Raw genomic sequence first — 25,261 nt, 5'->3', positions numbered from 1 at the left:
CAACGGGCCCGGTTGGGGAAGGATGGGGGGCATGCCGAACCGCCTGGCGCATGAGACGTCCCCCTATCTCCTCCAGCACGCCGACAACCCCGTCGACTGGTGGCCGTGGTCGCCCGCGGCCTTCGAAGAGGCCCGGCGCCGCGATGTGCCGGTGCTGCTGAGCGTCGGGTACTCGAGTTGCCACTGGTGCCATGTGATGGCCCACGAGTCCTTCGAGGACCAGGGGACCGCCGACTTCCTCAACGAGCACTTCGTGGCCGTCAAGGTCGACCGCGAGGAGCGGCCCGACATCGACGCCGTCTACATGGAAGCCGTGCAGGCCGCCACCGGCCAGGGCGGCTGGCCCATGACCGTCTTCCTCACCCCCGGCGCCGAGCCCTTCTACTTCGGCACCTACTTCCCGCCCGCGCCCCGGCACGGCATGGCCTCCTTCCCGCAGGTCCTGGAGGGCGTACGCGCCGCGTGGGCCGACCGGCGGGAAGAGGTCGGGGAGGTCGCCGGCCGGATCGTGCGGGAGCTCTCCGAGCGGACCCTCGCCCTGGGCGTCGCCGCGCCGAAGGAGGGCGAGGACGGCGCGGCGGGCCCGCGGCCGCCGACCGTCGAGGACGTCCACCGGGCGCTGATGGGCCTGACCCGGGAGTTCGACGCCGTGCACGGCGGATTCGGCGGCGCGCCGAAGTTCCCGCCGTCCATGACCTTGGAATTCCTGCTCCGCCACCACGCCCGCACGGGCTCCGAGGCGGCCCTGCAGATGGTGCAGGCCACGTGCGAGGCGATGGCCCGCGGCGGCATCTACGACCAGCTCGGGGGCGGCTTCGCCCGCTACGCGGTGGACGCCACCTGGACCGTCCCGCACTTCGAGAAGATGCTGTACGACAACGCGCTGCTGTGCCGCGTGTACGCCCATCTGTGGCGGGCCACCGGCTCCGACCTCGCCCGGCGCGTCGCCCTGGAGACGGCCGACTTCCTGGTCCGCGACATGCGCACCGCCCAGGGCGGCTTCGCCTCCGCCCTCGACGCGGACAGCGACGACGGCACCGGCAAGCACGCCGAGGGCGCCTTCTACGTCTGGACGCCCGAGCAGTTGCGGGAGGTCCTCGGCGCCGAGGACGCCGCCCTCGCGGCCGCCCACTTCGGGGTCACCGAGGAGGGGACGTTCGAGGAGGGTGCCTCCGTCCTCCAGCTCCCCGACACCGAGCTGCTGCTGGACGCCCAGAAGCTCGCCTCCGTGCGCCGCAGGCTCCTGGCGGCGCGCGAGCAGCGGCCCCGGCCCGGCCGCGACGACAAGATCGTGGCCGCCTGGAACGGCCTGGCCATCGCCGCCCTCGCCGAGACCGGCGCCTTCTTCGACCGCCCCGACCTCGTGCAGGCCGCGACGGACGCCGCCGACCTGCTCGTCCGCACCCACATGGACTGGCACGCCCGGCTGTTCCGCACCTCGCTGGACGGCGTCGCCGGCACCCACGCGGGCGTCCTGGAGGACTACGCGGACGTCGCCGAGGGCTTCCTGGCCCTCACCGCCGTCACCGGCGAGGGCGTGTGGGTCGACTTCGCGGGCCTGCTCCTGGACACCGTCCTGGTCCGCTTCACGGGCGCGGACGGCCAGCTGTTCGACACCGCCGACGACGCCGAGACCCTCATCCGACGCCCGCAGGACCCGACCGACACGGCCACGCCCTCCGGGTGGACGGCCGCGTGCGGGGCCCTCCTGACGTACTCCGCGTACACCGGCAGCGGCGCGCACCGGGAGGCGGCGGAGCGGGCGCTCGGCGTCGTCCGGGTGCTGGGTCCGAAGGCGCCCCGATTCATCAGCTGGGGTCTGGCCGTCACGGAGGCGCTCCTGGACGGGCCCCGGGAGGTCGCCGTCGTCGGGCCGGACGACCACCCCGCCACCCGCGAACTGCACCGCACCGCCCTGCTGTCGACCGCCCCCGGCCTCGCGGTGGCGGTGGGCGCGCCGGAGTCGGACCCGGCGGCGGCGGAGGTGCCCCTGCTGGCGAACCGCCCGCTCCTCGCCGGCCGGCCGGCGGCCTATGTGTGCCGGGCCTTCACCTGCGCGGCCCCGACCGACGACGCCGGGGTGCTGGCACGGAGCCTGGCCGGAGGTGAGTGAGAGGGCGGGGCGCCCTCAGAGCGTCAGACCCCGGCGGAGGACGTCCAGGGCGCGGCCGACGAGCGTGACGACGTCCTCGCTCTGCCCCTGCTCGACCCAGTACATCAGGGCCTCGTGCAGGGCGGCGAGGATCGCGGTGACGGCCACGCGCAGCTCGATGTCGCTCTCGTCGCGGCCGGTGCGCTCGGCCAGGACGGCGCAGAGCGCCCGGGCCGACTCGCCCATGCCCTCCGCCTGCCGGCCGCGCAGGGCGGGCACCTCGCGGATGAGCTTGGTGCGCTGCCGGAGCTCGAGGACATCGTGGGCGAGGACGTGCCGCACCGCGCTGAGGACGGCCTGCCGGACGGCCTCGACCGGCGACTCGTCCACCGGCCGCGCCCGGACCGCGGACATCAGCAGGGCGTCGTACTCGTCGGCGAGGACGATGTCTTCCTTGGTGGGGAAGTAGCGGAAGACGGTGCTCGGTGAGACGTCCGCGGCCTCGGCGATCCGGTCCACCGGTGTGGCGTCGTACCCCTGCTGTTCGAACAGCCGGTGGGCGGCGCGGCGGATCGCCTGACGAGTCTGGATCTTCTTCCGCTCGCGCAGCCCGAGGCGGGGCTCGGACGGCGCGGCGGACGAGAGGTCTGCGGAGGCCATGGCGGTCATTCTCCGGCACGGGCCTTCCCGGGGATCACCTCGCCCGTCCCCGGACGGGGGCCCGGCAAGCCGGGTGGCCGGTCAAACGGCTGTCCGTCGGCGGTTCTTGATGACGTACTGACTGTCAGTGGGGTGTGTGACCCTGTGTCCGGGGAAAAGTAACGGTCAGTGATCTTTTCCGGAAGGGGAGGTGGGGCGCCATGGTGAGTGCGCTCGCCGCACTGGTCGCGGTGTTATGCGTCGGGAGCTTCGTGCTCGTGGGGGAGATCGCGGTGGTGGCCGTGGTGCTGGCCGGCGTGGGCGGCCTGACGTGGCGGGTGGCCGTGGCCTCCAGGCCACGGCCACCGCGTACGGACGGGTCGGCCCGGCGCCGGGCGCCGGGCGGCTCAGGCGTGCGAATAGGCCACCAGAGAGATGCCCACGTAGTGCACGATGAACGCCGCCAGCGTGAGTGAGTGGAAGACCTCGTGGAAGCCGAACCACCGGGGGGAGGGGTTGGGGCGCTTCATTCCGTAGATCACGCCGCCCACGCTGTAGAGCAGGCCGCCGACGATCACGCAGACGAGCACGGCGATGCCGCCCTTGCGCAGGAAGTCGGGGAGGAAGAAGACCGCGGCCCAGCCCATGGCGATGTAGCAGGGGGTGTAGAGCCAGCGCGGCGCGCCGACCCAGAACACCCGGAAGGCGATGCCCGCCACGGCGGCGGCCCACACCGCCCACAGCAGCGCCTGGCCCCGGCCGCCGGGGACCAGCAGCATCGTCAGCGGGGTATACGTGCCCGCGATGATCAGGAAGATGTTGGCGTGGTCGAGGCGGCGGAGCACGGCATTGGTGCGTGGGCTCCAGTTGCCCCGGTGGTAGAGCGCGCTGATGCCGAACAGCAGGCAGGCGGAGAGCACGTACACCGCGCAGGCGATTCTGCCGCGGGTGCTGTCGGCGAGGGCGGTCAGGAAGATGCCCGCGATCAGTACGGCGGGGAACATCCCGGCGTGCAGCCAGCCGCGCAGCCGCGGCTTCACGGGGATCGGCTCGGGGAAAGGGAGGGCGACGGCCGCGGCGTCGGCGGAGGCGGGGCGCGCGGGAGGCGCTGCGTCGGGCGCGGAGTTCATGCCCGTCATGCTACCTACGCCACCGTAAGTTACGGCTCGGTATCACGTGGCGATGGTCACGGGAGCGCCCCCTGGACAGAAGCTGGATCGAGTCGGATGATCAAATGAGTGCGGGCGGCACCGGATGAGCGGTCACGAAGCGTCTGGGTCGCAGCCCCCAAGGGGCAACTTCCTCAGAAGCGGACTGTGCGGGCACAGAGGCAGGTCCGTTCAACCCTCAATATCTACGCCGGGGCAGCGTGGTTTCCGGCGGGACGGAGCGATCGTGGCGCGCAGCAATGCGGCTCCCACCACCCTCACCCACCACCAGGAGCTGATCTCCTGGGTCGACGAGATCGCCGCCCTCACCGAGCCGGACCGGGTGGTCTGGTGCGACGGTTCCGAGGCCGAGTACGAGCGCCTGTGCGAGGAGCTCGTCGCCAAGGGCACCTTCAAGAAGCTGGACCCCGTCAAGCGCCCGAACTCCTACTACGCCGCCTCCGACCCCAGCGACGTGGCGCGCGTCGAGGACCGCACGTTCATCTGCTCCGAGAAGGAGGAGGACGCGGGCCCGACCAACCACTGGAAGGCCCCCGCCGAGATGCGGGAGCTCTTCGCGGGCAAGGACGGCCAGGGCGGCATCTTCCGCGGCTCGATGCGCGGCCGCACCCTGTACGTCGTGCCCTTCTGCATGGGCCCGCTCGGCTCCCCGCTGTCCGCGATCGGCGTCGAGCTCACCGACTCCGCCTACGTCGCCGTCTCGATGCGCACCATGACCCGTATGGGCCAGGCCGTCCTGGACGAGCTGGGCACCGACGGGTTCTTCGTGAAGGCCGTCCACACGCTCGGCGCCCCGCTCGCCGAGGGCGAGGCCGACGTGCCGTGGCCCTGCAACACCACCAAGTACATCTCGCACTTCCCCGAGGACCGCGAGATCTGGTCCTACGGATCCGGCTACGGCGGCAACGCCCTGCTGGGCAAGAAGTGCTACGCCCTGCGCATCGCCTCCGTCATGGCGCGGGACAACGGCTGGCTGGCCGAGCACATGCTCATCCTCAAGCTCACCCCGCCGCAGGGTGAGGCGAAGTACGTCGCCGCCGCCTTCCCGAGCGCCTGCGGCAAGACCAACCTCGCCATGCTGGAGCCGACCATCTCCGGCTGGACCGTGGAGACCATCGGCGACGACATCGCCTGGATGCGCTTCGGCGAGGACGGCCGGCTGCGCGCCATCAACCCCGAGGCCGGCTTCTTCGGCGTCGCCCCCGGCACCGGCGAGCACACCAACGCCAACGCCATGAAGACCATGTGGGGCAACTCGGTCTTCACCAACGTCGCCCTCACCGACGACGGCGACGTGTGGTGGGAGGGCATGACCGAGGAGCAGCCCGCGCACCTGACGGACTGGAAGGGCAACGACTGGACGCCGGCCTCCGGCACCCCGGCCGCCCACCCCAACGCCCGCTTCACCGTCCCCGCCTCCCAGTGCCCGATCATCGCGCCCGAGTGGGAGGACCCCAAGGGCGTGCCGATCTCGGCGATCCTCTTCGGCGGCCGCCGCGCCTCGGCCGTGCCGCTGGTGACCGAGTCCTTCGACTGGCAGCACGGTGTCTTCCTCGGCGCCAACGTCGCCTCCGAGAAGACCGCTGCCGCCGAGGGCAAGGTCGGCGAGCTGCGCCGCGACCCCTTCGCCATGCTGCCGTTCTGCGGCTACAACATGGGCGACTACATGGGCCACTGGCTCGAGGTCGGCCGGGACGCTGCGCGCAGGGGTGACCAGGCGAAGCTGCCCAAGATCTACTACGTCAACTGGTTCCGCAAGGACGCGGACGGCCAGTTCGTCTGGCCGGGCTTCGGCGAGAACAGCCGGGTGCTGAAGTGGATCGTGGAGCGTCTGGACGGCAAGGCGGAGGGCGTCGAGACGCCCATCGGAGTGCTGCCGACGAAGGAGGCGCTCGACACGGCCGGCCTGGAGCTGACCGAAGCCGAGCTCGACTTCCTGCTCACGGTCGACAAGGAGGTGTGGCGCGAGGAGGCGGCGCTGATCCCCGAGCACCTCAACACCTTCGGTGAGCACACCCCGAAGGAACTGTGGGACGAGTACCGGGCGCTGGTGCAGCGTCTGGGGTAGGGCTTGTTTCCCGGGCACCCCCGGGGGCCCGGCCTCGCGTAGCCCGGGGGCCGGGCCGGCCCGGCCCCCGTTCACCCCCCGACGCCGCCGTCAGGCGGTCAGGCGGCGTCGGTCAGGTGCAGGGCCGTCGCGTGGGCCTGCAGACGCTCGGCGGCCAGGGCCGCGCCGGCCGCGTCGCCCCGGGAAGTGGCGACCACCAGTGCCTGACCCGCCAGAGTGTGGGCGCGCTGGTGCAGCGCCGCGATCCGCGAGGTGTCGCAGGCGGCGCCCGCCGGGTCCGCTGCCGTGGGCGTGGCCCGCAGCGGGGCGCGCCCGCCGCGCATCCGCGCCACCCGCCCGGCGAGCCGCAGCGCCGCGTCGTCGAGCGCACGGCCGGGCGCCACCGCGCGCAGCTCGTCGGTGACGGTCAGCAACGCGGTCAGATGCCCGGCGAGCCGGATGTCCAGCTCCTCCTCGCGGGACCGGTGCGGTCCGCGCGTCCCATGCTCCGGCTCGGCCATGGTGTGGACCGACGGGGTACGGATCGGCTCGTACATGGATGGCCTCCTGGAATCACTGAGAAGGCCATCCTAACTTAGACGGCGTCTAAAGTTGTCTTGCTTATAGGACGGTGGCCCGTCACGGCTGTCCGTAACCGTCCAGGAACGTGCCGATCCGGGTGACCGCCTCCGCCAGGTCCTTGGCGTTCGGCAGGGTGACCAGGCGGAAGTGGTCCGGCTCCGGCCAGTTGAAGCCCGTCCCGTGCACCACCATGATCTTCTCGGCGCGGAGCAGGTCCAGCACCATCTGCCGGTCGTCCTTGATCTTGTAGACCTTGGGGTCCAGCTTCGGGAAGGCGTACAGCGCGCCCTTCGGCTTGACGCAGCTCACGCCCGGGATCTGCGTCAGCAGGTCATAGGCGACGTCGCGCTGCTCCAGCAGCCGCCCGCCGGGCAGCACCAGGTCGTTGATCGACTGCCGGCCGCCCAGGGCCGTGGCCACCGCGTACTGCGCCGGCATGTTGGCGCACAGGCGCATATTGGCCAGGATCGTCAGGCCCTCGATGTAGCTCGACGCGTGCGCCTTGGGGCCGCAGACCGCCAGCCAGCCGCTGCGGTAGCCCGCCACCCGGTAGGACTTGGAGAGGCCGTTGAAGGTGAGGGTCAGCAGGTCCGGGGCGAGGGCGGCGGTCGGGGTGTGCGTGACGCCGTCGTAGAGGATCTTGTCGTAGATCTCGTCGGAACAGACGATCAGGTTGTGGCGGCGGGCGATCTCGGTCAGGCCGCGCAGCATCTCGTCGTCATAGACCGCACCCGTGGGGTTGTTGGGGTTGATGATGACGATGGCCTTGGTGCGGTCGGTGACCTTGCGCTCGATGTCCGCGAGGTCGGGCATCCAGTCGGACTGCTCGTCGCAGCGGTAGTGCACGGCCGTGCCCCCGGCGAGGGACACCGACGCGGTCCACAGCGGGTAGTCCGGAGCCGGGACGAGGACCTCGTCGCCGTCGTCGAGCAGCGCCTGCATCGACATCTGGATCAGCTCGGAGACGCCGTTGCCGAGGTAGACGTCCTCGACGGAGAGCTCGATGCCCTTGGTCTCGTAGTGCTGCACCACCGCGCGCCGGGCGGCGGGCAGCCCCTTGGCGTCCCCGTAGCCGTGCGCGTCGCCGACGTTGCGCAGCATGTCCTCGAGGATCTCCGGCGGGCACTCGAAGCCGAAGATCGCCGGGTTGCCGGTGTTGAGCTTGAGGATCCGGTGACCTGCCGCTTCCAGCCGCATCGCCTCCTCGAGCACCGGGCCACGGATTTCGTAGCAGACATTGGCGAGCTTCGTTGACTGGATCACCTGCATGACGGCCACCTTACGGGGACGTAAAACGCGCCGCCCGCCCTTTGTGACCGCGCCGGGGCCGCTCCGGCCGGCCCGCCGCGCGCGCGATCAGCGGACCGGCGTGCGCCGCACCGCACGCCCCGCGAGCACGTCCGTGCGCCGACCGTCTTCCATCACAAAGCGTCCGTCGATCAGGACAAAAGGAATGCCGGTCGGAAGCTGCCGCGGGGCTTCGAAAGTAGAGCCGGCGGCGACCGTCTCCGGATCGAAGAGGACAAGATCAGCGCGGAATCCCTCGCGGACGAGCCCCCGGTCGGGCAGTCGCAGCCGCGCCGCGGGCCGTGACGTGAGATGCGCCACGCACTCCTCCAGGGACAGCACCCCCAGCTCCCGCGCGTAGTGGCCGAGGTAGTGCGGAAAGGTGCCGTACGCGCGGGGGTGCGGCTTGCTGCCGTGCAGGATGCCGTCGCTGCCGCCCGTGTGCGCGGGGTGCCGCATGATCGCCCGTACGTTCTCCTCGTGCCCGACGTGCTGCAGGATCGTCGTCCCCAGCCCGTCGGCGATCAGCAGCTCGCGCGCCGCGGTCCACGGCTCCTGACCGCGCTCGCGCGCGATCCGGGCGACGGTGCGGCCGACCCGGCCGGCCAGCCGCGGGTCCGACACGCCGGACACCTCGATGGCGTCCCAGTCGATCGGCACTCCGTGGCAGCCGTCCGCGCCCTCGATCTCCATGGCCCGGCGGACGCGGAGCGCCGTCGCGTCGTCGCGCAGCCGTGCGAGCGTCGCCTCCGGCCCGCCCTCGCTCGCCCAGCTCGGCAGCATCGCCACGAGCGTCGTGCAGCCGGGCGTGTACGGGTAGGTGTCCAGGGAGATGTCGGCGCCACCGGCCAGCGCCGCGTCCAGGAGGGCGAGCAGCTCGGGCGCGCGCCCCTTGTTCACGTCGAAGTTCAAGGTGGCGTGGGCGAGGTGCAGGGCGCAGCCCGCCGCCCGGGTCAGCTCCACCATCTCCGCGTACGCCGCGAGCGCGCCCGCCCCGTACGAGCGGTGGTGGGGGCAGTAGTAACCGCCGTAGGAGGCCACGACCCGGCACAGCTCGGTCAGCTCCGCGCCGGTGGCGTACATGCCCGGCGTGTAGGTCAGCCCGGACGACAGGCCGACCGCCCCCTGTTCGAGCCCCTCGGCGACCAGCCGTCGCATCCGCCGTATCTCGTCCGCCGTGGCCCGCCGGTCCTCCCAGCCGGTGACGAGCATCCGCACGCTGCCCTGCGGGACGAGGTAGGCGGCGTTGACGGCGATGCCCTGCCGGTCGAGCCGGTCCAGGTACTCGCCGACGGTGCGCCAGTCGAAGTCGATGTCGGAGCCGTCACCGTTCCACCCCGTGATCTGGGTGCGCACCTCCGCCAGGGTGCGGTCGTCGACCGGCGCGTAGGACAGGCCGTCCTGGCCGATGACTTCGAGCGTCACTCCCTGGGCGGCCTTCGCCTCGTGGGCCGGGTCGCGCAGCAGGGCGAGGTCGCTGTGGGCGTGCATGTCGATGAAACCGGGTGCCAGGGCGAGGCCGTGCGCGTCGAGGCTGCGGCGGCCCGGCGGGCGGGGCTCGCCCTCACGGCGGATCTCGGCGATGCGGCCGCCGGCCAGGGCCACGTCGGCCCGGTAGGACGGGCCGCCGGTGCCGTCGATGACGCGGGCGTCGCGGATGACTAAGTCCATGGGCGCGTGCCTTTCTCACTGGGGGAGGGGCGTGCTGTGCCGATGTCCTCCCTTGCCGACCCGGCCAGGCGGCGTGCTGACTCGCCCGCCGGGCTAGAAGAACGTGCGGATGTATTCCGTCACCGTGCCGTCCGCCGTGGTCAGCGGGATCAGCTGCCACTTGTCGAAAACCGTGCAGGGGTGTGACAGGCCCAGCCCGACCCAGTCCCCGACCTCCAGCTCCGTGCCGTCGGCGAGTTCCACGAACGCGTGCTGGTCGGCGAGCGCCGTGACGGTCATGCCCTCGGCCGGGCGCACCGAGCCGTCGCGGGCGGACCGGACGACCTGCGGCTCGGGCAGGTCGAGGTCGTAGGGGGCGTCGCGCCTGCCCGCGTTGAGGTAGGCCCGGCCCGGTTCGGGGCGCGAGACGACCTGGGCCCACAGCCGGAAGGCGGGCCGCAGGGATCCCTCCTCCGGGAGCCGGTTGAACGGGGTCTTGCGGCGGTACGCGCCGTCGTCATGGGTGACGTACGCGCCGGAGCGCAGCAGCTTGAGCACCGGCGCGGACAGCGGCGGTACGTCCGCGAAGACGTCGGTGACCGCGTCGAACCACGCGCTGCCGCCCGCGCTGACGACGATCTCCTCCACCCCCTCGAACCGGCCTGCCTCGTCGAACGCGACCGCGAGCGCGGTGAGCCGCCGCAGCCAGGCGCGGACGAGGTCCCCGTCGACCCCCGGGATCTCCGCCTCGTACCCGGCGACACCGACCAGGCGCAGGGTGTCCGTGGCCGCCACGGCGTCGGCCACCGCCGTGCAGTCGGCCTGGGTGCGGGCGCCCGTACGGCCGCCCTCCGCGCCCAGTTCGACGACGACGTCGAGCGGCCGGCCGGCCGCCGCCTCGCGCAGGGCCGCGTCCATCAGCTCGACCCCGCGCACGGAGTCGACGTAGGTGATGAGGCGGAAGTCCGGGTCGGCGGCCAGTTCGCCGGCGATCCAGCGCAGCGCGGGCGCGTCCACCACCTCGTTGGCGAGGAAGATCCGGCGGATGCCGAAGGCGCGGTAGACGCGCACCTGGGTGGGGACCGCGGCGGTGATCCCCCACGCGCCGTGGGCGAGCTGGCGGGCGAGGAGCTGGGGGGCCAGGGAGGTCTTGCCGTGCGGGGCGAAGGCGAGGCCGTGCTGGGCGGAGTAGTGCTCCATGAGGGAGAGGTTGTGGGTGAGCGCCTCGTCGGAGAGGGCGAGCACCGGGGTGGTGAAGCCGCCGGTGAACAGCGAACGGCGCTCGGCCGCCAGGGCGCCGACGGTCAGCCCCTCCGCGTCCGGGGGCAGGCCCTTGAAGCGGTGGTCGACGCGTTCCTCGGCGAGGCGGGTGACGGCGTCGTCGGCGAAAGGAGCGGCGGCCATGGAGCCTCCAGGGAAAGTCGGTTGCACTGTGTGCAACATTCATTGCGTGTCACGCTCACGGCTGTCTAACATCCTGACAAGCGCCGGGTCAACGGTTGTCCGGAGCTCCCCGGCAGACCGTCACCGAGTGCGTACACCGCGCGGATCAAGGAGCGAGTGCCGACCGTGACCGCCACCGCCCCGCGGCCCCCCGACACCGATGTCGTGTGCCTGGGCGAGGCCATGGTCGCCTTCCGCCCCTCACGGCCCGGCCGCCTCGCCGACGTACCGTCCTTCGAGCGGGGCGTCGGCGGCGCGGAGGCCAACGTCGCCTGCGCGCTCGCGGCCGCCGGCCACCGCGCGCGCTGGATCGGACGGGTCGGCGCGGACGGGTTCGGCGACCACGTCGTGGCGGCGCTCGCCGCGTACGGGGTGGACGTCTCCGCCGTGCAGCGCGACCCCCGCCGCCCGACGGGCGTCTACTTCCGCACGGCGGGGGAGCGGGCGGTGAGCACCGCAGCGGACGGGCAGCCCTTCGCCGAAGTCGTCTACCACCGCACGGGATCCGCCGCCTCCGCCATGTCCCCGGAGCTGATCGCGCGCGAGACGGCCTGGTCCGGGCGCGTCCTGCACCTCACCGGCATCACCCCCGCGCTCTCCGCGGGCTGCCTGGCCCTGGTCCGCGGGCTGACGGCGGCCGGACCCGGGCGGCCCCTCGTCTCCTTCGACGTCAACTACCGGGTGGGCCTGTGGCGGGACCGCAGCCCCGCCCTCCTCGCCGGCCTCGCGCGCCGCTGCGACATCGTCTTCGTCGGTGAGGACGAGGCGGAGGCGGCCTGGGGGTTGCGCGGCGGCGCCGCGATCCGGGCCGCCCTGCCCGAGCCGGACATCCTCGTCGTCAAACAGGGCGCCGGCGGCGCCACCGCGTACGTACGCGGTGGCCCGGGGCGTACGGGCGACGCGAGCGCCGACCGCGTCGTGTCCGCCCCCGCCCTCACCGTCGACGTCGTCGCCCCCGTCGGCGCGGGGGACGCCTTCGCCGCCGGGTTCCTCTCCGCCGGCCTGCGCGGGCTGGACGTCCGCACGCGGCTGCGGCACGGGCACCTCATGGCCGCCGCGGCCCTCACCACCGACGCCGACCTCGCCCGGCCGCCGGAGCGCGCCCACGCCGACCGGCTCGCCGCCCTCGACGCCGGCGCGTGGGGAAGACTGCGCCTCGGCCCCGGCTGGACCGGGCACCCCCCGTACGACGGCGTGGACGAGAACACCCCGGAGGAGCCCGCCCCATGAACCACCCCGGACACCCGCGCAGCACGCGAAGCGAGGCCCCCGCATGAGCCAGACCGTCGACCGCGCCCTGCGCATCCTCCCCCTCCTCGCCGAAGGCCCGGCCAACCTGGAGCAGGTCGCCGGACACCTGCAGGTCCACAAGTCGACCGCGCTGCGCCTCCTGCGCACCCTGCGCGAGCACGGCTACGTCTACCGCCAGCAGGACCAGCGCTACCGCCTCGGCGCCCGCCTGTTCGCCCTCGCCCAGCAGGCCGTCGAGACCCTCGACGTCCGGGAGATCGCCCACCCCCACCTCGTCGCCCTCAACGAGCGGTGCGGCCACACCGTGCACCTCGCCGTGTACGAGGACGGCGAGGTGCTGTACATCGACAAGGTCGAGAGCCGCTACCCCGTACGGATGTACTCCCGCATCGGCAAGCCCGTCGCCATCACCGTGGCCGCCGTCGCCAAGCTGCTCCTCGCCGACCTCCCCGAGCCCGAGCGGCGGGCCGTCGCCGAACGGCTGGACTACCCGGCGTACACCGCCCGTTCGACGCCGAACGCCGCCGCCTTCCTCAAGGAGCTGGCGACCGTGCGCGCGCAGGGCTGGGCCACCGACCTCGGCGGTCACGAGGAGTCCATCAACTGCGTGGGCGCGCCGGTCCTCGGCACCGACGGACGGGTCGTCGCCGCATGTTCGATTTCCGCTCCGAACGTCGTCGTCACCGCAGAGGAACTCCTCGCGCTCCTCCCGCTGCTGCGCCGCACCGCCGCGGCCATCAGCGCGGAGTACTCCGGAAACACCCCACCCGAGAAGGCAGAGTCATGACCGAGAAGACCGCGATCACCCCCGCCGGGCACAGCACGCCGCCCGCGAAGTTCTCGCACGGTGTGCGCAAGGGCAACATCCTCCAGGTCGCCGGTCAGGTCGGCTTCCTGCCCGCCGGGCCGGACGGCGTGCCCGCCGTGGCCGGCCCCACGCTGCGCGAGCAGACCCTCCAGACCCTCGCCAACGTCGGGGCGGTCCTGGAAGCGGGCGGCGCGACGTGGGAGGACGTGATGATGCTGCGCGTCTACCTCACCGACACCGCCCACTTCGCCGAGATGAACGCGCTCTACGACGAGTGGTTCGCCGGGCTGAAGGAGGCCCCCGCGGCCCGCACGACCGTCTACGTCGGGCTGCCCGAGGGGCTGCTCATCGAGATCGACGCCCTCGCCGTCCTGAGCTGAGGACCGACTCGGCCGGGGGGCCACTCGCGTCCGGGACCGGCCGGGCCGGGCACCGGCGGGCGCCCCCGGCAAGCCGGGGGCGCCCGCGGGGTTCACGTGCAGTACTGCTGCTCCTTGCCGATCGCCCGGTACATGCAGTCGGAGGTCTCCAGGAGCCTGAGCACGGCCTCACGGTTGCGCGCGGTCTCCCGGTCGATCACCTCGTCGGGCGGGTAGAAGCCGCCGGAGCCGCCGGGGCCGGGGTACATCTCGAAGGTGTAGGCGAAGATCCGCTGGTTGCCCCACAGCCAGTCGTCGATCGACCCGTCGGTGATGTAGAGGTCGCTCGACTGCTCGGGGGTGTAGCGGTTGGTGGCCGCCATGGACCTGCCGACGGTGGCGAAGACGTCGTGCTCGTCCTGTGTCATCCCGGGGCCGGTGTCGCTGTAGGTGTAGCCGAACGGCCACAGCACCAGCTCGCTGTAGGTGTGGAAGTCGATGGCGGACGTGATCTGCTGCTTGCCGCCGACGACCCGGCCGCGCACGAAGTCGGCGACGACCTTCACCTCGGGGGCGGACTCGGGGGCGGTGCCCCGGTAGGTCTCGGAGCCGGTGCTGCCCGAGGAGCCGCCGCAGCAGGCCCACTTGAAGTTCCAGTTGCGGTTGGGGTCGGTGCCGGTCGAGCCGCCGGAGTTGGGCTGGCGGTTCTTGCGCCAGCTGCGGTAGGAACCGGTCGCGATGTCGTATTCGCCGCCGTCGGGGTTGACGTCGGGCACGACCCAGATCTCGCGGCTGTCGACCATCTTCGTCACGCGCGGGTCGCTGCCGTACTTCGAGCCGAACTCCTTGAGGAGGTAGAGGGCCATCTCCACGGTCAGGTGCTCGCGCGCGTGCTGGTGGGCGGTGAAGAGGACCTCCGGCTCGCTCTCGTCGGCAGCCACGTTCTTGCTGATCTTGACGGCGACGATGTCCCGGCCCTCGTAGGACTTGCCGATCACCTTCTTGCTCATGATGGCCGGGTACCGGGCGACGCCGGCGTCGATCTCCGCCATCGCCTCCTTGTAGTTGTGGTACTTGGCGTCGGCGGACGGGAAGTCGTGCGGTTTCCGTTCCCCGCGGGTGCGGTCCGGCGGCCCGGGCAGGACGCGTACCGTCCAGCCCATGCGGCGGATGAGCGCGGCCTGCGCGCCGTCCGCCGTGACGACCACGGAGCCGCGCCGCACGGCGTCGATGGCGGCGCCGGTCGCGGCGACGGCGGTCCGTTCGGTGGCGGTGCGGGGGCCGACGACCTCGTACGTGGTGGAGGCCGGCGGCTCGCCGCCGGAGGACGAGGCGGCGGGGTAGGCCAGGGCCAGGGTGACCACGGCAGCCAGGGCGGTGGCCCATCTGCCGTGCAGTCGCGGTCGCATGCGGTCTCCTCAAGGGTCCGGTCGTGCGACGGGTGGGGGGTGTGAGCCGTGGCCAGTGTCGAGTTATGGCATGCACCGGTCAATCTCTCCGGTGCGGGCGAATCAAGCCAACTTGGCTTTCACTTCCGTCCGGTTGATTGCGCGCGCCCCCACCTGCACCAACAATGCGCATGACAAACCGACGTGCGTTCGGTTCCGTTCGGCTTGAGAGGACCCACCCCCCATGGTCTCTTCCCCGCCCCGCGTGTCCCCGGTCAGGCGACCGCTCCTCGGCGCCCTCACGACCGCGCTGCTCGCCGGCGCCACCCTCGCCGGCACCGGCGCCGCACCCGCCTCGGCCGCCCCGCAGACCAAGCCCAAGGCCGTCGACTTCGCCGGCACGGTCGCCCTCAGCAACTGCTCCGGCTCGCTGGTCCGCCTGGCCGGCTCCGCGGACACCGACCCCGCGCTGGTCATGAGCAACGGCCACTGCCTGGAGAGCGGCATGCCCGGCGCCGGTGAGGTCGTCACCGACCAGCCCTCCAGCCGCACGTTCAGCCTGCTGAACTCGACCGCCGGCAAGGTCGCCACCCTGCGCGCCACGAAGATCTCCTACGCGACCATGACCGACACCGACGTCAGCCTGTACGAGCTGAACACCACCTACGCGCAGATCAAGCAGCGCTACAGCATCAACGCCCTCACCCTCTCGGCCGACCGGCCGGCCGCCGGGACGCCGGTGAAGGTCGTCTCCGGCTACTGGAAGCGCATCTACAGCTGCAACATCGACGGCTTCGCCCACCGCCTCCGCGAGGGCGACTGGACCTGGAAGGACTCGCCGCGCTACACGTCCGCGTGCCAGCTCATAGGCGGCACGTCCGGGTCGCCCGTCGTCGACGCGAACACCGGCAAGGTCATAGCCGTCAACAACACCGGCAACGAGAGCGGTGGGCGCTGCACGGTCAACAACCCCTGTGAGGTCGACGAGAACGGCCAGGTCACCGTCCGCAAGGGCATCAACTACGCCCAGCAGACGTACGGCATAGCCAAGTGCGTCGGCATCGGCAACAAGATAGACCTCGGTCTGCCGGGCTGTGAGCTGCCGAAGCCGGGCGCCGGCGCGCGGCGGTAGGCCGACTGTGCCGCCTGCGGCGGCGGGTGCCCTGCGGGCGCGTCCTCAAGCGCCGGACGGGCTGGAAAGCCCGCCCGGCGCTTGAGGGCAAAGCGCGGCAGGCTACGGCAGGCCGTGGACGTGCGGCCCGACCGCGTTCGACCACGCGTTGCCGTTGCTCGCGTCCCAGTTGGTCGACCAGGTCATCGCGCCCCGGATGCCCGGGTAGGTCTTGGCGGGCTTGAACGAGCCGCAGCCGGTGCCCTTGGCCAGGCAGTCGAGGGCGTTGTTGACGACGGCGGGCGACACGTACCCGCTGCCCGCCCCGCGGGGCGAGGCGGGCAGGCCCAGGCCGACCTGCGAGGGGTCCAGGCCGCCTTCGAGCTGGATGCAGGCCAGAGCGGTGAGGAAGTCCACCGATCCCTGGGAGTAGACCTTGCCGTCACAGCCGTTCATCGAACCGCTGTTGTAGTACTGCATATTGACTACCGTCAGGATGTCCTTGATGTTCAGCGCGGTTTTGAAGTAACCGGCCGACGTCGACTGCATGTCGATGGTCTGCGGTGCCATGGTGATGACGAGCCCGCTGCCCGCCTTCGCCGACAGGGACCGCAGCGCCTGCGTCATGTACGTGGCGTTGAGCCCGTTCTCCAGGTCGATGTCGACGCCGTCGAAGCCGTACTTCTGCATCAGGGTGTACACGCTGTCGGCGAAGTTGCGGGCGGAGGAGGCGTCGTTGACGGTGACCGTGCCCCGCTCCCCGCCGATGGAGATGATGACGCTCTTCCCCGCCGCCCGCTTGGCGGCGATGTCGGCCTTGAACTGCGCCTCGGTGTACTTCAGGGCGGGGTCGAGACGGAAGTCGACCGCGCCGGGCGTGGCCGTCGCGTCCGCGAAGGCGACGGCGATGATGTCGTACTGGCTCTGGACGTCGCTGATCCGCTGGACCGTCGCGCCGTTGTCGAAGTTCTGCCAGTAGCCGGTGACCGCGTGCTTGGGCACGGCGGGCCCCTCGCCGCCGCCCGCGGCGGTCGTGGCCGTGATCTCGGCGGACTTCGGCGACTCCCCGGCGCTGTTGGACGCGGCCACCTGGAAGCGGTAGGACGTGGCAGGCATGAGTCCGGTGACGGTCACCGAATTCCCGGCCGTGCTCTGCCCCTTGGCGCCGTCCCGGTAGACGGTGTAACCCGTCGCCCCGGACACGGCGTCCCACGACAGGGTGACGGACGAGGCGGTGACCGCCCCCGCCCGGAGGCCGCCGGGGGCGCCCGGTACCGGCTCACCGGGGTCACCGCCGCCGGGGCCCGTGAGGGTGATGTCGTCGACGGAGTAGGCGGGCTGCCCGTACCAGCCGTGGGTGTAGACCGTGACGGACGTGGTGGCCGGTCCGGTGGTGAAGGAGGTGCTCAGCTGCTGCCAGCCGCTCGCGGACGGCGTCCAGGCCGACACGTCCGTGGTGCCCGTGCCGTCGGCGCCCAGGTACACGTACGAACCCTGCACCCACGCGCTCAAGGTGTACGCGGACCCCGGCCGGACGCTCACCGTCTGGGCGCACCGGGCGTTGCCGGACCCGGCGGGCGCGGCCCTGAGCGCGCCGGCCCCGGTGCGCACGGGCGAGTCGACGACGGAACCGCTGCCTCCGGAACAACTCCAGTAGGACAGGCCCGACTCGAAGCCGGGATTCCGGGCGAGGTTGCCGTCCGCCGCCGCGGCCGGCGCCCCACCCAGGGCGACCAGGGCGCCGGCCGCGAGGGCGAGGGTGGTGAGAAGGCCGCCGAAGCGACGTCTGTGACCGGTGGGATGCCTCTTCAAGGCGCGTTCCACTACTGCCTCCGGTGGGAAGGGAGTTGGAAGTGTTTGAGGGGTTCAGCAAGAAAGGAGGTGGGGGACGGCGCATGCCGCTTGCGCGTAAAGATGGTCCGGACCAATGCATCCGTCAAGGGTTGACGAGCGGACGTCCCACGTCACCACGGGGACGGGTGGGGTAAACGCCCAGGAGCGGTTCTCAGCCGCCCCATTCGTGGATAAGGTGCGGAGGCGTCAGCACAGGGCAGTTCAGTACAGGGCGATTCAGCACAGGGCAGTATCGATCTGCGTCCGCCGCCGCCCCCGCGGCCGGAGTGAACGGGGAAGCCGACGTGCCCATTGCGATAGCAGTCACCAGCACCGACCTGGTGATCTCACCGACCGATGGGCAGACCCCCGACGCCGCGGTCTTCCAGCCCCCCGAGGCGCAGCCGCTGGACACCGCCGTCACCCAGACGGCCATCCTCCTCGACCAGTGCGGCTATGTGGTCGCGCTCTACCCCGACTCGCTGCCGGCGGCCTACGTCCGGCGCCTGCACACGGTCCGCGCCGTCCTGGAGAGCGACCGGATCGCCCTCCTGCCCGTCGCCCTGCCGCCCCTGGCCGTCGGCGTGCTGGCCCGCCAGCTGCGCCAGCTGTCCGTCTCCGACCTGAGCCCCGGCGTCCTGGCCTCCGCGGCCCGGCTGCTCGCCCACTACATCTACGCGGGCGCCCACCTCTCCACCGTCACCCGCCTCGACCGGGTGGACGTGGGGCTCGGCGACCACGTCGCCTCCCTGGTGCCCGGAGCCCGGTTCGCGGTCCTCGTCAACCCCGTGCCGCGGCTCGTCCGGATCAGCGGAGCCGCCGGGGCCGGCAAGGGCGCCGTCCCCGACGGGCCCGGCTTCGGCACCCGGCTGACCGTCGCCCGCGGCACCCCCGCCAAGGCCGGAGACTGGGTGCTGGACACCCTCGCCCCCCACTGGCGCGTCCAGGGCGCCGAGGAAGCGGCCCTGCCCGCCGCCTCCCGGCACTGGTGGGGCACGCCCCGGGCCGTGGAGTTCGCCGCCGCCATCCCCGATCCCTCCGTCCTCTACCAGCTCGTCGCGTCCGTCCGGAGGGAGAAGTGCCACTGGTGCGGGCTCGAACTCATCGGTGACCGCTGCGCCTTCTGTGCCGGTCCCCTGCCCGGCGCCGTGGCCGCCCCCCGGGCGCAGCCGGGGCGGGGCCGGCACGCGCTCGCTCCGCCCGGCCGCGCCGGCGCGGCCCTCACCAGCCGCTGAGCCCTATCCGGCCACATCCCCGAACGAGGTTCGCCGCCCCATGAATTCACGTCAGCGCCGCGGGACCATCCTGCTGCTCCTGTCGGTCCTCTGTGCCCTCGGCGTGTTCGCCGGAGTGTTCTCGGTCATTCACGACGTGGAGTCCAAGGTCGGCCCCGAGACCACCGCGTACCGGCTGAAGGCCGACATTCCCGCCTACCAGTCACTGGAAGCGGCCGCGGACCGGTTCGAGAAGGTCGCGATGCCCGAGCGCTGGCTGCCCCCGACCGCCGTCACCGACCTGGGCGACCTCGCCGGGAAGATCGCCGTCACCCCGCTGCGCAAGGGGTCGCTGCTCCAGCAGGACATGATCGTCGCCCAGCCCGAACTGCGCCCCGGGCAGCAGGAGATCGCGATCATGATCGACGCGTCGACGGGCGTGGCCGGGAAGATCAACGCCGGTTCGCGGGTCAACATCTACGCCACCTTCGACGGCAAGAGCCAGGGCGGCAAGCCCGACTCCCGGGTCATCGTCAGCAATGCCCAGGTCCTCGCCGTCGGCAAGCTCAAGGCCCTCGACCGGGACGGCGGCAGTCCCGCCACGGGGCGGCGCGCGGGCGAGGCCGTGCCGATCACCTTCGCCCTCGGCACCAAGGACGCCCAGCGGGTCGCGTTCGCGGAGTCGTTCGCCACCCATGTGCGGCTCGCCCTCGTCGCCCCCGGCGGGGACGGCGCGGTCAGCGACGGTGACCGCATCTACACGCTCGACGGCGACAAGTAAGGCGGGGACACGGTGACGATCAGAATCCTCCCGGCCATCGGGGACCCCGACGCCGCCCGCGCCATCTGCGGGCTGCTCGGCCAGCTCCCCGGCGTCGAACCCCTGCGGACCGCCGTCGACTCCACCCGGCTCCTGGACACCCTCGCCGCCCTGGCCGCGACCTCGGTCGAGGAGCTCCCGGAGGTCGTCCTCGTCCACGAGCGGCTCGGGCCCGTACCGGCCCTCGAACTCATCCGCGAAGTCGCCCTCCGCTTCCCCGCCACCGGCGTCGTCCTGGTCACCGCCGACACCGGGCCCGCCCTGTACGCCGCGGCCATGGACTCCGGCGCCCGCGGGCTGGCCGGGCTGCCGCTGTCCTACGACGAGCTCGGCGCCCGCGTCCAGGCGGCCGCCCAGTGGGCCACCGGCGTCCGCCGCCACCTGGGCGGCGACGGGGGCCCGGCCGGCGGGGCGCCGTCCGAAGCGGGCCGGCTCGTCGCCGTCGTCGGCGCGAAGGGAGGGGTCGGCACCACCGTGACCGCCGTCCAGCTGGCCCTGGCCGCCTCCGCCGCCGGGCGCGGCGTCGCCCTGGTCGACATGGACCTCCAGTCCGGTGACGTCGCCTCCTACCTGGACGTCCAGTTCCGGCGGTCCATCGCCGACCTGGCGGGCATCGGCGACCTCTCCCCTCGGGTCCTCCAGGACGCCGTCTTCCCCCATCCCACCGGGCTCGGCCTGCTGCTGGCACCCGCCGAGGGGGAGCGCGGCGAGGAGGTCGGCGACCTCGTCTCCCGCCAGATCGTCGGCGCGCTGCGCAGCCGCTACGAGGTCGTCGTCGTGGACTGCGGGACACAGATCACGGCCGCCGGCGCCGCCGTCGTCGAGACTGCGGACGTGGCGCTGCTCGTCACCACCCCGGACGTGGTGTCCGTGCGGGCCGCCAAGCGGATGGTCCGGCTCTGGGACCGGCTCCAGATCCGCAAGGCCGAGGAGACCACCACCGTCGTCAACCGCCACACCCGTCACGCGGAGATCCAGCCGCCCCTCGTCGAACGCACCACCGGCACCAAGGCCGCCCGCACCACGATCCCCGCCGGCTACAAGGAGCTCCAGCCCGCCGTCGACGCGGGCCGCATGCAGGACCTCGACCCCAAGTCGCCCGTCCGGCAGGCCCTGTGGGCCCTCGCCGGGGAGCTCGGGCTGGCCGCCCCTGCCGGGCGCGGGCAGGACGCGGGCCGCCCGGCCCTCGGCGGCTCGCGCAGGCGCCGCGCCCTGGGGCCCGGCGGCACCGGCGCGGACCGCCCGGCCGCCCTGCCGGCCGGCCGCTTCCGCAGACGAGGGGGAGGCGACCGGGGGCAGATCGCGGTGGAGTTCACCGGGCTGCTGCCGCTGATCCTCGTGGTGCTGGCCGTCGTCTGGCAGTGCGTCCTGATCGGCTATACCTACTCCCTCGCCGGGAACGCGGCCGACAAGGGCGCCCGGGCGGGCGCGGTGGGCGGCGACTGCGTGGCGGCGGCCCGGGCGGACGTGCCCGGGGCGTGGGGGAGCGAGGGCATCGGCTGCGGCGAGGAGGGCGGCGTCTACCGGGCGCGGGTGTCGCTGGCCGTGCCCCTGCTCCTGCCGGGGGCGGTCGACTGGCCCTGGGCGGTGGAGGGCTCCGCGGGCTCGGCCAGGGAGGACTGAACGATGAAGACGCCCTGTTGGTGCGACGGCCACCGGCGAGAGGAACGCGCTGCCGCCGGCGGCCCCGGCTCCCGCCGCCGCGGACGGCGCGGTGACCACGAGGCGGGCCGTGCGGACGGTGGCGGCGCCCCGGGCGGCCAGGACCGCGGCTCCGTCTCCATCGAGCTGATCGGCTTCCTGCCGGTGCTGCTCGTCGTCGGACTCGCCGCGATCCAGCTCGGCCTCGCCGCCTACGCCACCCAGCAGGCGGGCAGCGCGGCGCGGGCGGCGGCCCGGACCGCCTCGCTGGACGACCCGCGAACCTCGCCCGGCGAGGCCGGCCGGGCGGCGATGAGCGGCTGGCTGCGGGCGGCGGCCGCGGCGGACGCCTCCCGCTGCGACGGCGGCGCGCGGACTACGGCCACCGTCACCGTCACGATCCCCTCCGTCCTCCCCTTCCTCGGCGACCGGACGGTCACCCGCCGGGCGACCATGGCGTGTCCCGCCGACCCGGCCGGCCTGGTCCCCGGCCTCCACGTCAGGAGCGTGCGATGAGCCTGCGGGCACGGATCGCCGCCCCGGAAGCGCCCGCCGACGGCCGGGAGTCCAGCCACCTCGTCCCCGTCTACCGCGCGAAGCTCCTGGAGGAGATCGACCTCGCCGAGATGTCGGCGCTCGCGGCCGGCGAGCGCCGCACGCGCCTGGAGCGCGTCCTCGGCCACATCATCAGCCGCGAGGGCCCGGTCCTCTCCACCGCCGAGCGCGACCGGCTCATCCGGCGGGTCGTGGACGAGGCGCTGGGTCTCGGCGTCCTCGAACCCCTCCTGGAGGACCCGACCGTCACCGAGATCATGGTCAACGGGCCGGACCAGATCTTCGTGGAGCGCGCCGGGCGCGTCGAGCTGGTCCCCGTGCGGTTCGCGTCCAACGAGCAGCTGATGCAGACCATCGAGCGCATCGTCTCCACGGTCAACCGCCGGGTGGACGAGTCCAATCCGATGGTCGACGCCCGGCTGCCGAGCGGCGAGCGCGTCAACGTCATCATCCCGCCGCTCGCGCTCAACGGCGCGACCCTGACCATCCGCCGCTTCCCCCGCGCCTACACGCTGCCCGAGCTCATCGGCATGGGGACGCTGGACGAGCGGATGCTGATGCTGCTGTCCGCGCTCGTCCGGGCGAAGCTGAACGTGGTCGTCTCCGGGCCCACCGGCTCCGGCAAGACGACGTTGCTGAACGCCCTCTCCGGTCTGATCCCCGAAGGCGAGCGCATCATCACCGTCGAGGACGCCGCCGAGCTGCAGCTCCAGCAGGCCCACGTCATCCGCCTCGAATCCCGCCCGCCCAACGTCGAGGGCAACGGCCGCATCACCATCCGCGACCTCGTCCGCAACTCCCTGCGCATGCGCCCCGACCGGATCATCGTCGGCGAGGTGCGCGGCGGCGAGACGCTCGACATGCTCCAGGCCATGTCCACCGGCCACGACGGCTCGCTGGCCACCGTCCACGCCAACAGCGCGGAGGACGCGCTGATGCGCCTCCAGACCCTGGCCTCCATGTCCGAGGTCAAGATCCCCTACGAGGCGCTGCGGGACCAGATCAACAGCGCCGTCGACTGCATCATCCAGCTCGCCCGGCACACCGACGGCACCCGGCGCGTCGCCGAGATCGCCCTCCTCGACTCGCACGGCCGCGAGGACTACCGCCTGGCCACCGTCTGCCGTTTCGACGCCCGGCCGGTGGACGCGGACCGCATCGTGCGCGGGGAGTTCGTCTGCTTCCCCGTCCCCGGGCGTGTCGCCGAACGGCTCCGGCTGGCCGACGAGTCCGTGCCGCCGGCCTTCGGCGTCGCCGCGTTCCCCACCGAGCTCACCACCCGAGAGGCGAGGCAGAGGTAACCGCCCATGGACACTCTCGTCACGCTGACCGCCGGCGCCACCGTGCTGTGCTGTGCGCTCGGCATCGTGGGCGCGCAGGTGTACGCGGCCGGCAGGGCGCAGCGGCGGTCGCTGGTCGACCGGCTCTCCGACGCCCCCGCCCTGCCCCCCGCCGGCCGCCGGCGCCACTTCTCCGGCCTGGACCGGCGGCTGCGCGGCACCCGGGCGGGCCGGTGGCTGGAGCTGCGGCTGGCCTCGACCGGGCTGAGCGTCACCCCCGCCGAGTTCACCGTCTGCACGGCCGCAACGGCGGCCGGGCTGTGGCTGGTCGCGGCCGCGGCCCTCGCCCCCTTCTTCGGGCCGCTGGCCGGGCTCGTCGCGGTCTGGTCCGCGTTCGCCCTCCTGGGCCGGCAGCGCCGGCAGCGCATCGAGAAGTTCATCGGGCAGCTCCCCGAGCTCTCCCGCATCCTCGCCAACGCCACCCAGGCCGGCCTGGCCCTGCGCACGGCCCTGAGCATGGCGGCGGAGGAGATGGAGGCCCCGGCGGGCGAGGAGCTCGGGAAGGTCGCCGACAAGCTCGCGGTCGGCCACTCCGTCGACGACGCCCTGGGCGAGCTGGCCGACCGGCTTCCCTCACGCGAACTGGTCGTCCTGGTGACGACGCTGGTTCTGTCGAACAGAGCGGGCGGTGCGGTCGTCAGTTCGCTGCGCAACCTCACCCAGACGCTGGAGGAGCGCAAGGAGACCCGGCGGGAGGTGCGCACCCAGCTGTCGCAGGTCACCGTCACGGCCTATGTCGTCCCCCTGATGGGCATCGGCACCCTGCTGCTGATGGACCGCATCGCCCCGGGCTCGATCGACCGGATGACGTCCTCGTTCCTGGGGCAGGCGGCCGTGGTCGCCGCCTTCGTCCTGTACGCGCTCGGGTTCCTCGTGATCCGCCGCCTGTCCAAGATCGACGTCTGAGGGGGCGGCATGGGCTTCCTGCTGGGCCTGCTGGCCGCGCTGGCCGTGGCCGGTGTGTGCGGGGGCATCGCGCTCTACCGCGCGGAGCTGAAGCTGCCCCCGGACCTGGCCCTGGCCCTGGAGGTCGGGGCGACCCGCACGACGGTCATGGGGTCGGCCGTCGACCGGCTGGGCATGCGGTACGCGCCGCTGGTGCTGCGGATGATGGGCGAGAAGCGGGTGGCGAAGGTCCGTACCCGGATCGACCGGGCCGGCAACCCCGGCGGCCTCACGGTGGACCGGTACGCGGCGCGGCGCGCGGTCTACGGCTTCCTGGGTTTCGTGGGCGCGCTGGTCATGCTCCTGGACGGCCGGCCGGTCCTCGCGCTCCTGCTGGTCGCCTTCGGGCTGTTCTGGATCGAGGTCGGCATCTGGGCGGCCGTTCGCGAACGCAAGGACGCCATCGACCGCACCCTGCCGGACTTCCTGGACGTCCTCGCGGTCGTCGTGAGCGCCGGGCTGAGCTTCCGGCAGGCGCTGGACCGGGTCTCGGAGCGGTACGAAGGGCCCTGGGCCGACGAACTGCGCATCACCCTGCGCCAGATGGACATGGGCGTCAGCCGCCGGCAGGCGTTCGAGGAACTGCGCAAGCGGAACGACTCCGAACAAGTGGCCCAGTTCGTCACGGCTTTGCAGCAGGGAGAGGAGCTGGGCGCGCCCATCGTGGACACCCTGATCGCCATCGCCGGGGACATGCGGCGCACCGACGCGCAGCAGGCCCGGCGGCGGGCGGCGCGCGCGGTGCCGAAGGCGACGGTCGTGATCACCACGTTCATGGTGCCGGGCACGATGATCCTGCTGGTGGCCGGGTTCTTCCTCGGCTCGGGCACGGACTTCGGCTCGCTCACGGGGGATTGAGGCGGTGGCCGAGTCCTGTGAAGTTCCTTCGCGCGTGCAATCGGCTATGGGACAGTCGTCCTCCCGAGGCTCCTCGGCGTGGGCGTGGCGGATGGGAGGTGAGATCCATGGGCCGCGCGGGTTGGGTGAGGCGCATGAGTTCGATGGTGTCCCAACTCCCGTTCCAGGGAAGGCAAGGGTGCCGGACACCCTGTTCCGGGGCCCCTGTTCCGGCGTACGTTTCCCGTGT

Annotated in this window: 21 protein-coding genes; 13 read left to right on the top strand and 8 right to left on the bottom strand. The window is 72.7% G+C overall.

Features of this window, described 5'->3' with window-relative positions:
- The first annotated feature begins 31 nt into the window (after positions 1 to 31).
- The gene (locus tag ABZ951_RS10495) at positions 32 to 2,113 is read left to right on the top strand and encodes a thioredoxin domain-containing protein (protein ID WP_344089158.1); all 2,082 of its coding nucleotides are present in this window, start codon (positions 32 to 34) and stop codon (positions 2,111 to 2,113) included.
- Positions 2,114 to 2,128: 15 nt separating this feature from the next.
- On the opposite strand, the gene ABZ951_RS10490 is transcribed toward ABZ951_RS10495, so the two are convergent.
- Both ABZ951_RS10490 and ABZ951_RS10485 read right to left on the bottom strand, forming a co-directional pair.
- Complete coding sequence (locus tag ABZ951_RS10490) at positions 2,129 to 2,761, bottom strand: TetR family transcriptional regulator (protein WP_344089161.1); 633 nt, start codon at positions 2,759 to 2,761, stop codon at positions 2,129 to 2,131.
- Between the two features lie 377 nt (positions 2,762 to 3,138).
- Complete coding sequence (locus tag ABZ951_RS10485) at positions 3,139 to 3,861, bottom strand: hemolysin III family protein (protein WP_344089164.1); 723 nt, start codon at positions 3,859 to 3,861, stop codon at positions 3,139 to 3,141.
- 265 nt (positions 3,862 to 4,126) lie between these two features.
- Between ABZ951_RS10485 and ABZ951_RS10480 the strand changes: the two genes are divergently transcribed.
- Positions 4,127 to 5,968 (top strand): phosphoenolpyruvate carboxykinase (GTP), encoded by a 1,842-nt coding sequence (locus ABZ951_RS10480; RefSeq protein ID WP_344089167.1) that lies wholly within the window; start codon positions 4,127 to 4,129, stop codon positions 5,966 to 5,968.
- A gap of 98 nt (positions 5,969 to 6,066) precedes the next feature.
- Here the strand turns inward: ABZ951_RS10480 and ABZ951_RS10475 are convergent, their stop codons facing one another.
- The 4 genes from ABZ951_RS10475 to ABZ951_RS10460 all read right to left on the bottom strand — a co-directional run bounded on the left by ABZ951_RS10475 (position 6,067) and on the right by ABZ951_RS10460 (position 10,870).
- Positions 6,067 to 6,504: a hypothetical protein gene (locus ABZ951_RS10475; RefSeq protein WP_344089170.1), complete on the bottom strand. Its 438-nt coding sequence runs from the start codon at positions 6,502 to 6,504 to the stop codon at positions 6,067 to 6,069.
- An 82-nt stretch (positions 6,505 to 6,586) separates the two neighbouring features.
- Positions 6,587 to 7,798 (bottom strand): pyridoxal phosphate-dependent aminotransferase, encoded by a 1,212-nt coding sequence (locus ABZ951_RS10470; protein ID WP_344089174.1) that lies wholly within the window; start codon positions 7,796 to 7,798, stop codon positions 6,587 to 6,589.
- 87 nt (positions 7,799 to 7,885) lie between these two features.
- Positions 7,886 to 9,487, bottom strand: a complete 1,602-nt coding sequence (locus tag ABZ951_RS10465) for a D-aminoacylase (RefSeq protein ID WP_344089177.1) — start codon at positions 9,485 to 9,487, stop codon at positions 7,886 to 7,888.
- Between the two features lie 93 nt (positions 9,488 to 9,580).
- Complete coding sequence (locus tag ABZ951_RS10460; protein ID WP_344089180.1) at positions 9,581 to 10,870, bottom strand: alanine racemase; 1,290 nt, start codon at positions 10,868 to 10,870, stop codon at positions 9,581 to 9,583.
- A 165-nt stretch (positions 10,871 to 11,035) separates the two neighbouring features.
- Here ABZ951_RS10460 and ABZ951_RS10455 point away from each other — a divergent pair, with 165 nt between their 5' ends.
- The 3 genes from ABZ951_RS10455 to ABZ951_RS10445 are packed head-to-tail and all read left to right on the top strand — an operon-like array spanning position 11,036 to position 13,348.
- On the top strand, positions 11,036 to 12,139 hold the full coding sequence (locus ABZ951_RS10455) for a sugar kinase (protein ID WP_344089183.1): 1,104 nt from the start codon (positions 11,036 to 11,038) through the stop codon (positions 12,137 to 12,139).
- Between the two features lie 43 nt (positions 12,140 to 12,182).
- Positions 12,183 to 12,947 (top strand): IclR family transcriptional regulator, encoded by a 765-nt coding sequence (locus ABZ951_RS10450; protein ID WP_344089185.1) that lies wholly within the window; start codon positions 12,183 to 12,185, stop codon positions 12,945 to 12,947.
- Positions 12,944 to 13,348 carry a RidA family protein gene (locus ABZ951_RS10445; protein WP_344089187.1) on the top strand — a complete coding sequence of 135 codons (405 nt, stop codon included), beginning with the start codon at positions 12,944 to 12,946 and terminating at the stop codon, positions 13,346 to 13,348. The genes ABZ951_RS10450 and ABZ951_RS10445 overlap by 4 nt, the downstream gene beginning before the upstream one ends.
- A gap of 92 nt (positions 13,349 to 13,440) precedes the next feature.
- Here ABZ951_RS10445 and ABZ951_RS10440 read toward each other — a convergent pair whose 3' ends face one another.
- The gene (locus ABZ951_RS10440) at positions 13,441 to 14,736 is read right to left on the bottom strand and encodes a M14 family metallopeptidase (RefSeq protein ID WP_344089189.1); all 1,296 of its coding nucleotides are present in this window, start codon (positions 14,734 to 14,736) and stop codon (positions 13,441 to 13,443) included.
- A 223-nt stretch (positions 14,737 to 14,959) separates the two neighbouring features.
- Between ABZ951_RS10440 and ABZ951_RS10435 the strand changes: the two genes are divergently transcribed.
- Positions 14,960 to 15,847 carry a serine protease gene (locus ABZ951_RS10435; RefSeq protein WP_344089192.1) on the top strand — a complete coding sequence of 296 codons (888 nt, stop codon included), beginning with the start codon at positions 14,960 to 14,962 and terminating at the stop codon, positions 15,845 to 15,847.
- Between the two features lie 102 nt (positions 15,848 to 15,949).
- Here ABZ951_RS10435 and ABZ951_RS10430 read toward each other — a convergent pair whose 3' ends face one another.
- Positions 15,950 to 17,563, bottom strand: a complete 1,614-nt coding sequence (locus ABZ951_RS10430) for a glycoside hydrolase family 18 protein (protein ID WP_344089228.1) — start codon at positions 17,561 to 17,563, stop codon at positions 15,950 to 15,952.
- Positions 17,564 to 17,964: 401 nt separating this feature from the next.
- Here ABZ951_RS10430 and ABZ951_RS10425 point away from each other — a divergent pair, with 401 nt between their 5' ends.
- Genes ABZ951_RS10425 through ABZ951_RS10395 form a run of 7 tightly spaced genes read left to right on the top strand, consistent with a single transcriptional unit; the run spans position 17,965 to position 25,032 of the window.
- Positions 17,965 to 18,894: a hypothetical protein gene (locus ABZ951_RS10425; protein ID WP_344089195.1), complete on the top strand. Its 930-nt coding sequence runs from the start codon at positions 17,965 to 17,967 to the stop codon at positions 18,892 to 18,894.
- A 40-nt stretch (positions 18,895 to 18,934) separates the two neighbouring features.
- Positions 18,935 to 19,654 (top strand): Flp pilus assembly protein CpaB, encoded by a 720-nt coding sequence (cpaB, locus tag ABZ951_RS10420; RefSeq protein WP_344089198.1) that lies wholly within the window; start codon positions 18,935 to 18,937, stop codon positions 19,652 to 19,654.
- 12 nt (positions 19,655 to 19,666) lie between these two features.
- The gene (locus tag ABZ951_RS10415; protein WP_361279619.1) at positions 19,667 to 21,316 is read left to right on the top strand and encodes an AAA family ATPase; all 1,650 of its coding nucleotides are present in this window, start codon (positions 19,667 to 19,669) and stop codon (positions 21,314 to 21,316) included.
- Positions 21,317 to 21,319: 3 nt separating this feature from the next.
- Positions 21,320 to 21,850: a TadE/TadG family type IV pilus assembly protein gene (locus ABZ951_RS10410; RefSeq protein ID WP_361279617.1), complete on the top strand. Its 531-nt coding sequence runs from the start codon at positions 21,320 to 21,322 to the stop codon at positions 21,848 to 21,850.
- Positions 21,847 to 23,190, top strand: a complete 1,344-nt coding sequence (locus ABZ951_RS10405) for a CpaF family protein (protein WP_344095130.1) — start codon at positions 21,847 to 21,849, stop codon at positions 23,188 to 23,190. The genes ABZ951_RS10410 and ABZ951_RS10405 overlap by 4 nt, the downstream gene beginning before the upstream one ends.
- A 6-nt stretch (positions 23,191 to 23,196) precedes the next feature.
- Entirely contained in the window at positions 23,197 to 24,135 is a 939-nt protein-coding gene (locus ABZ951_RS10400) for a type II secretion system F family protein (RefSeq protein WP_344095128.1), read from the top strand.
- A gap of 9 nt (positions 24,136 to 24,144) precedes the next feature.
- Positions 24,145 to 25,032, top strand: coding sequence for a DUF5936 domain-containing protein (locus ABZ951_RS10395; protein ID WP_344095126.1), 888 nt, complete (start codon positions 24,145 to 24,147; stop codon positions 25,030 to 25,032).
- Positions 25,033 to 25,261 lie beyond the last annotated feature (229 nt).

It is taken from the genome of Streptomyces sp. NPDC046215 (assembly GCF_040646215.1).
Lineage (GTDB): Bacteria > Actinomycetota > Actinomycetes > Streptomycetales > Streptomycetaceae > Streptomyces > Streptomyces stramineus.
This window is presented reverse-complemented; position numbering and strand designations above follow the sequence as displayed.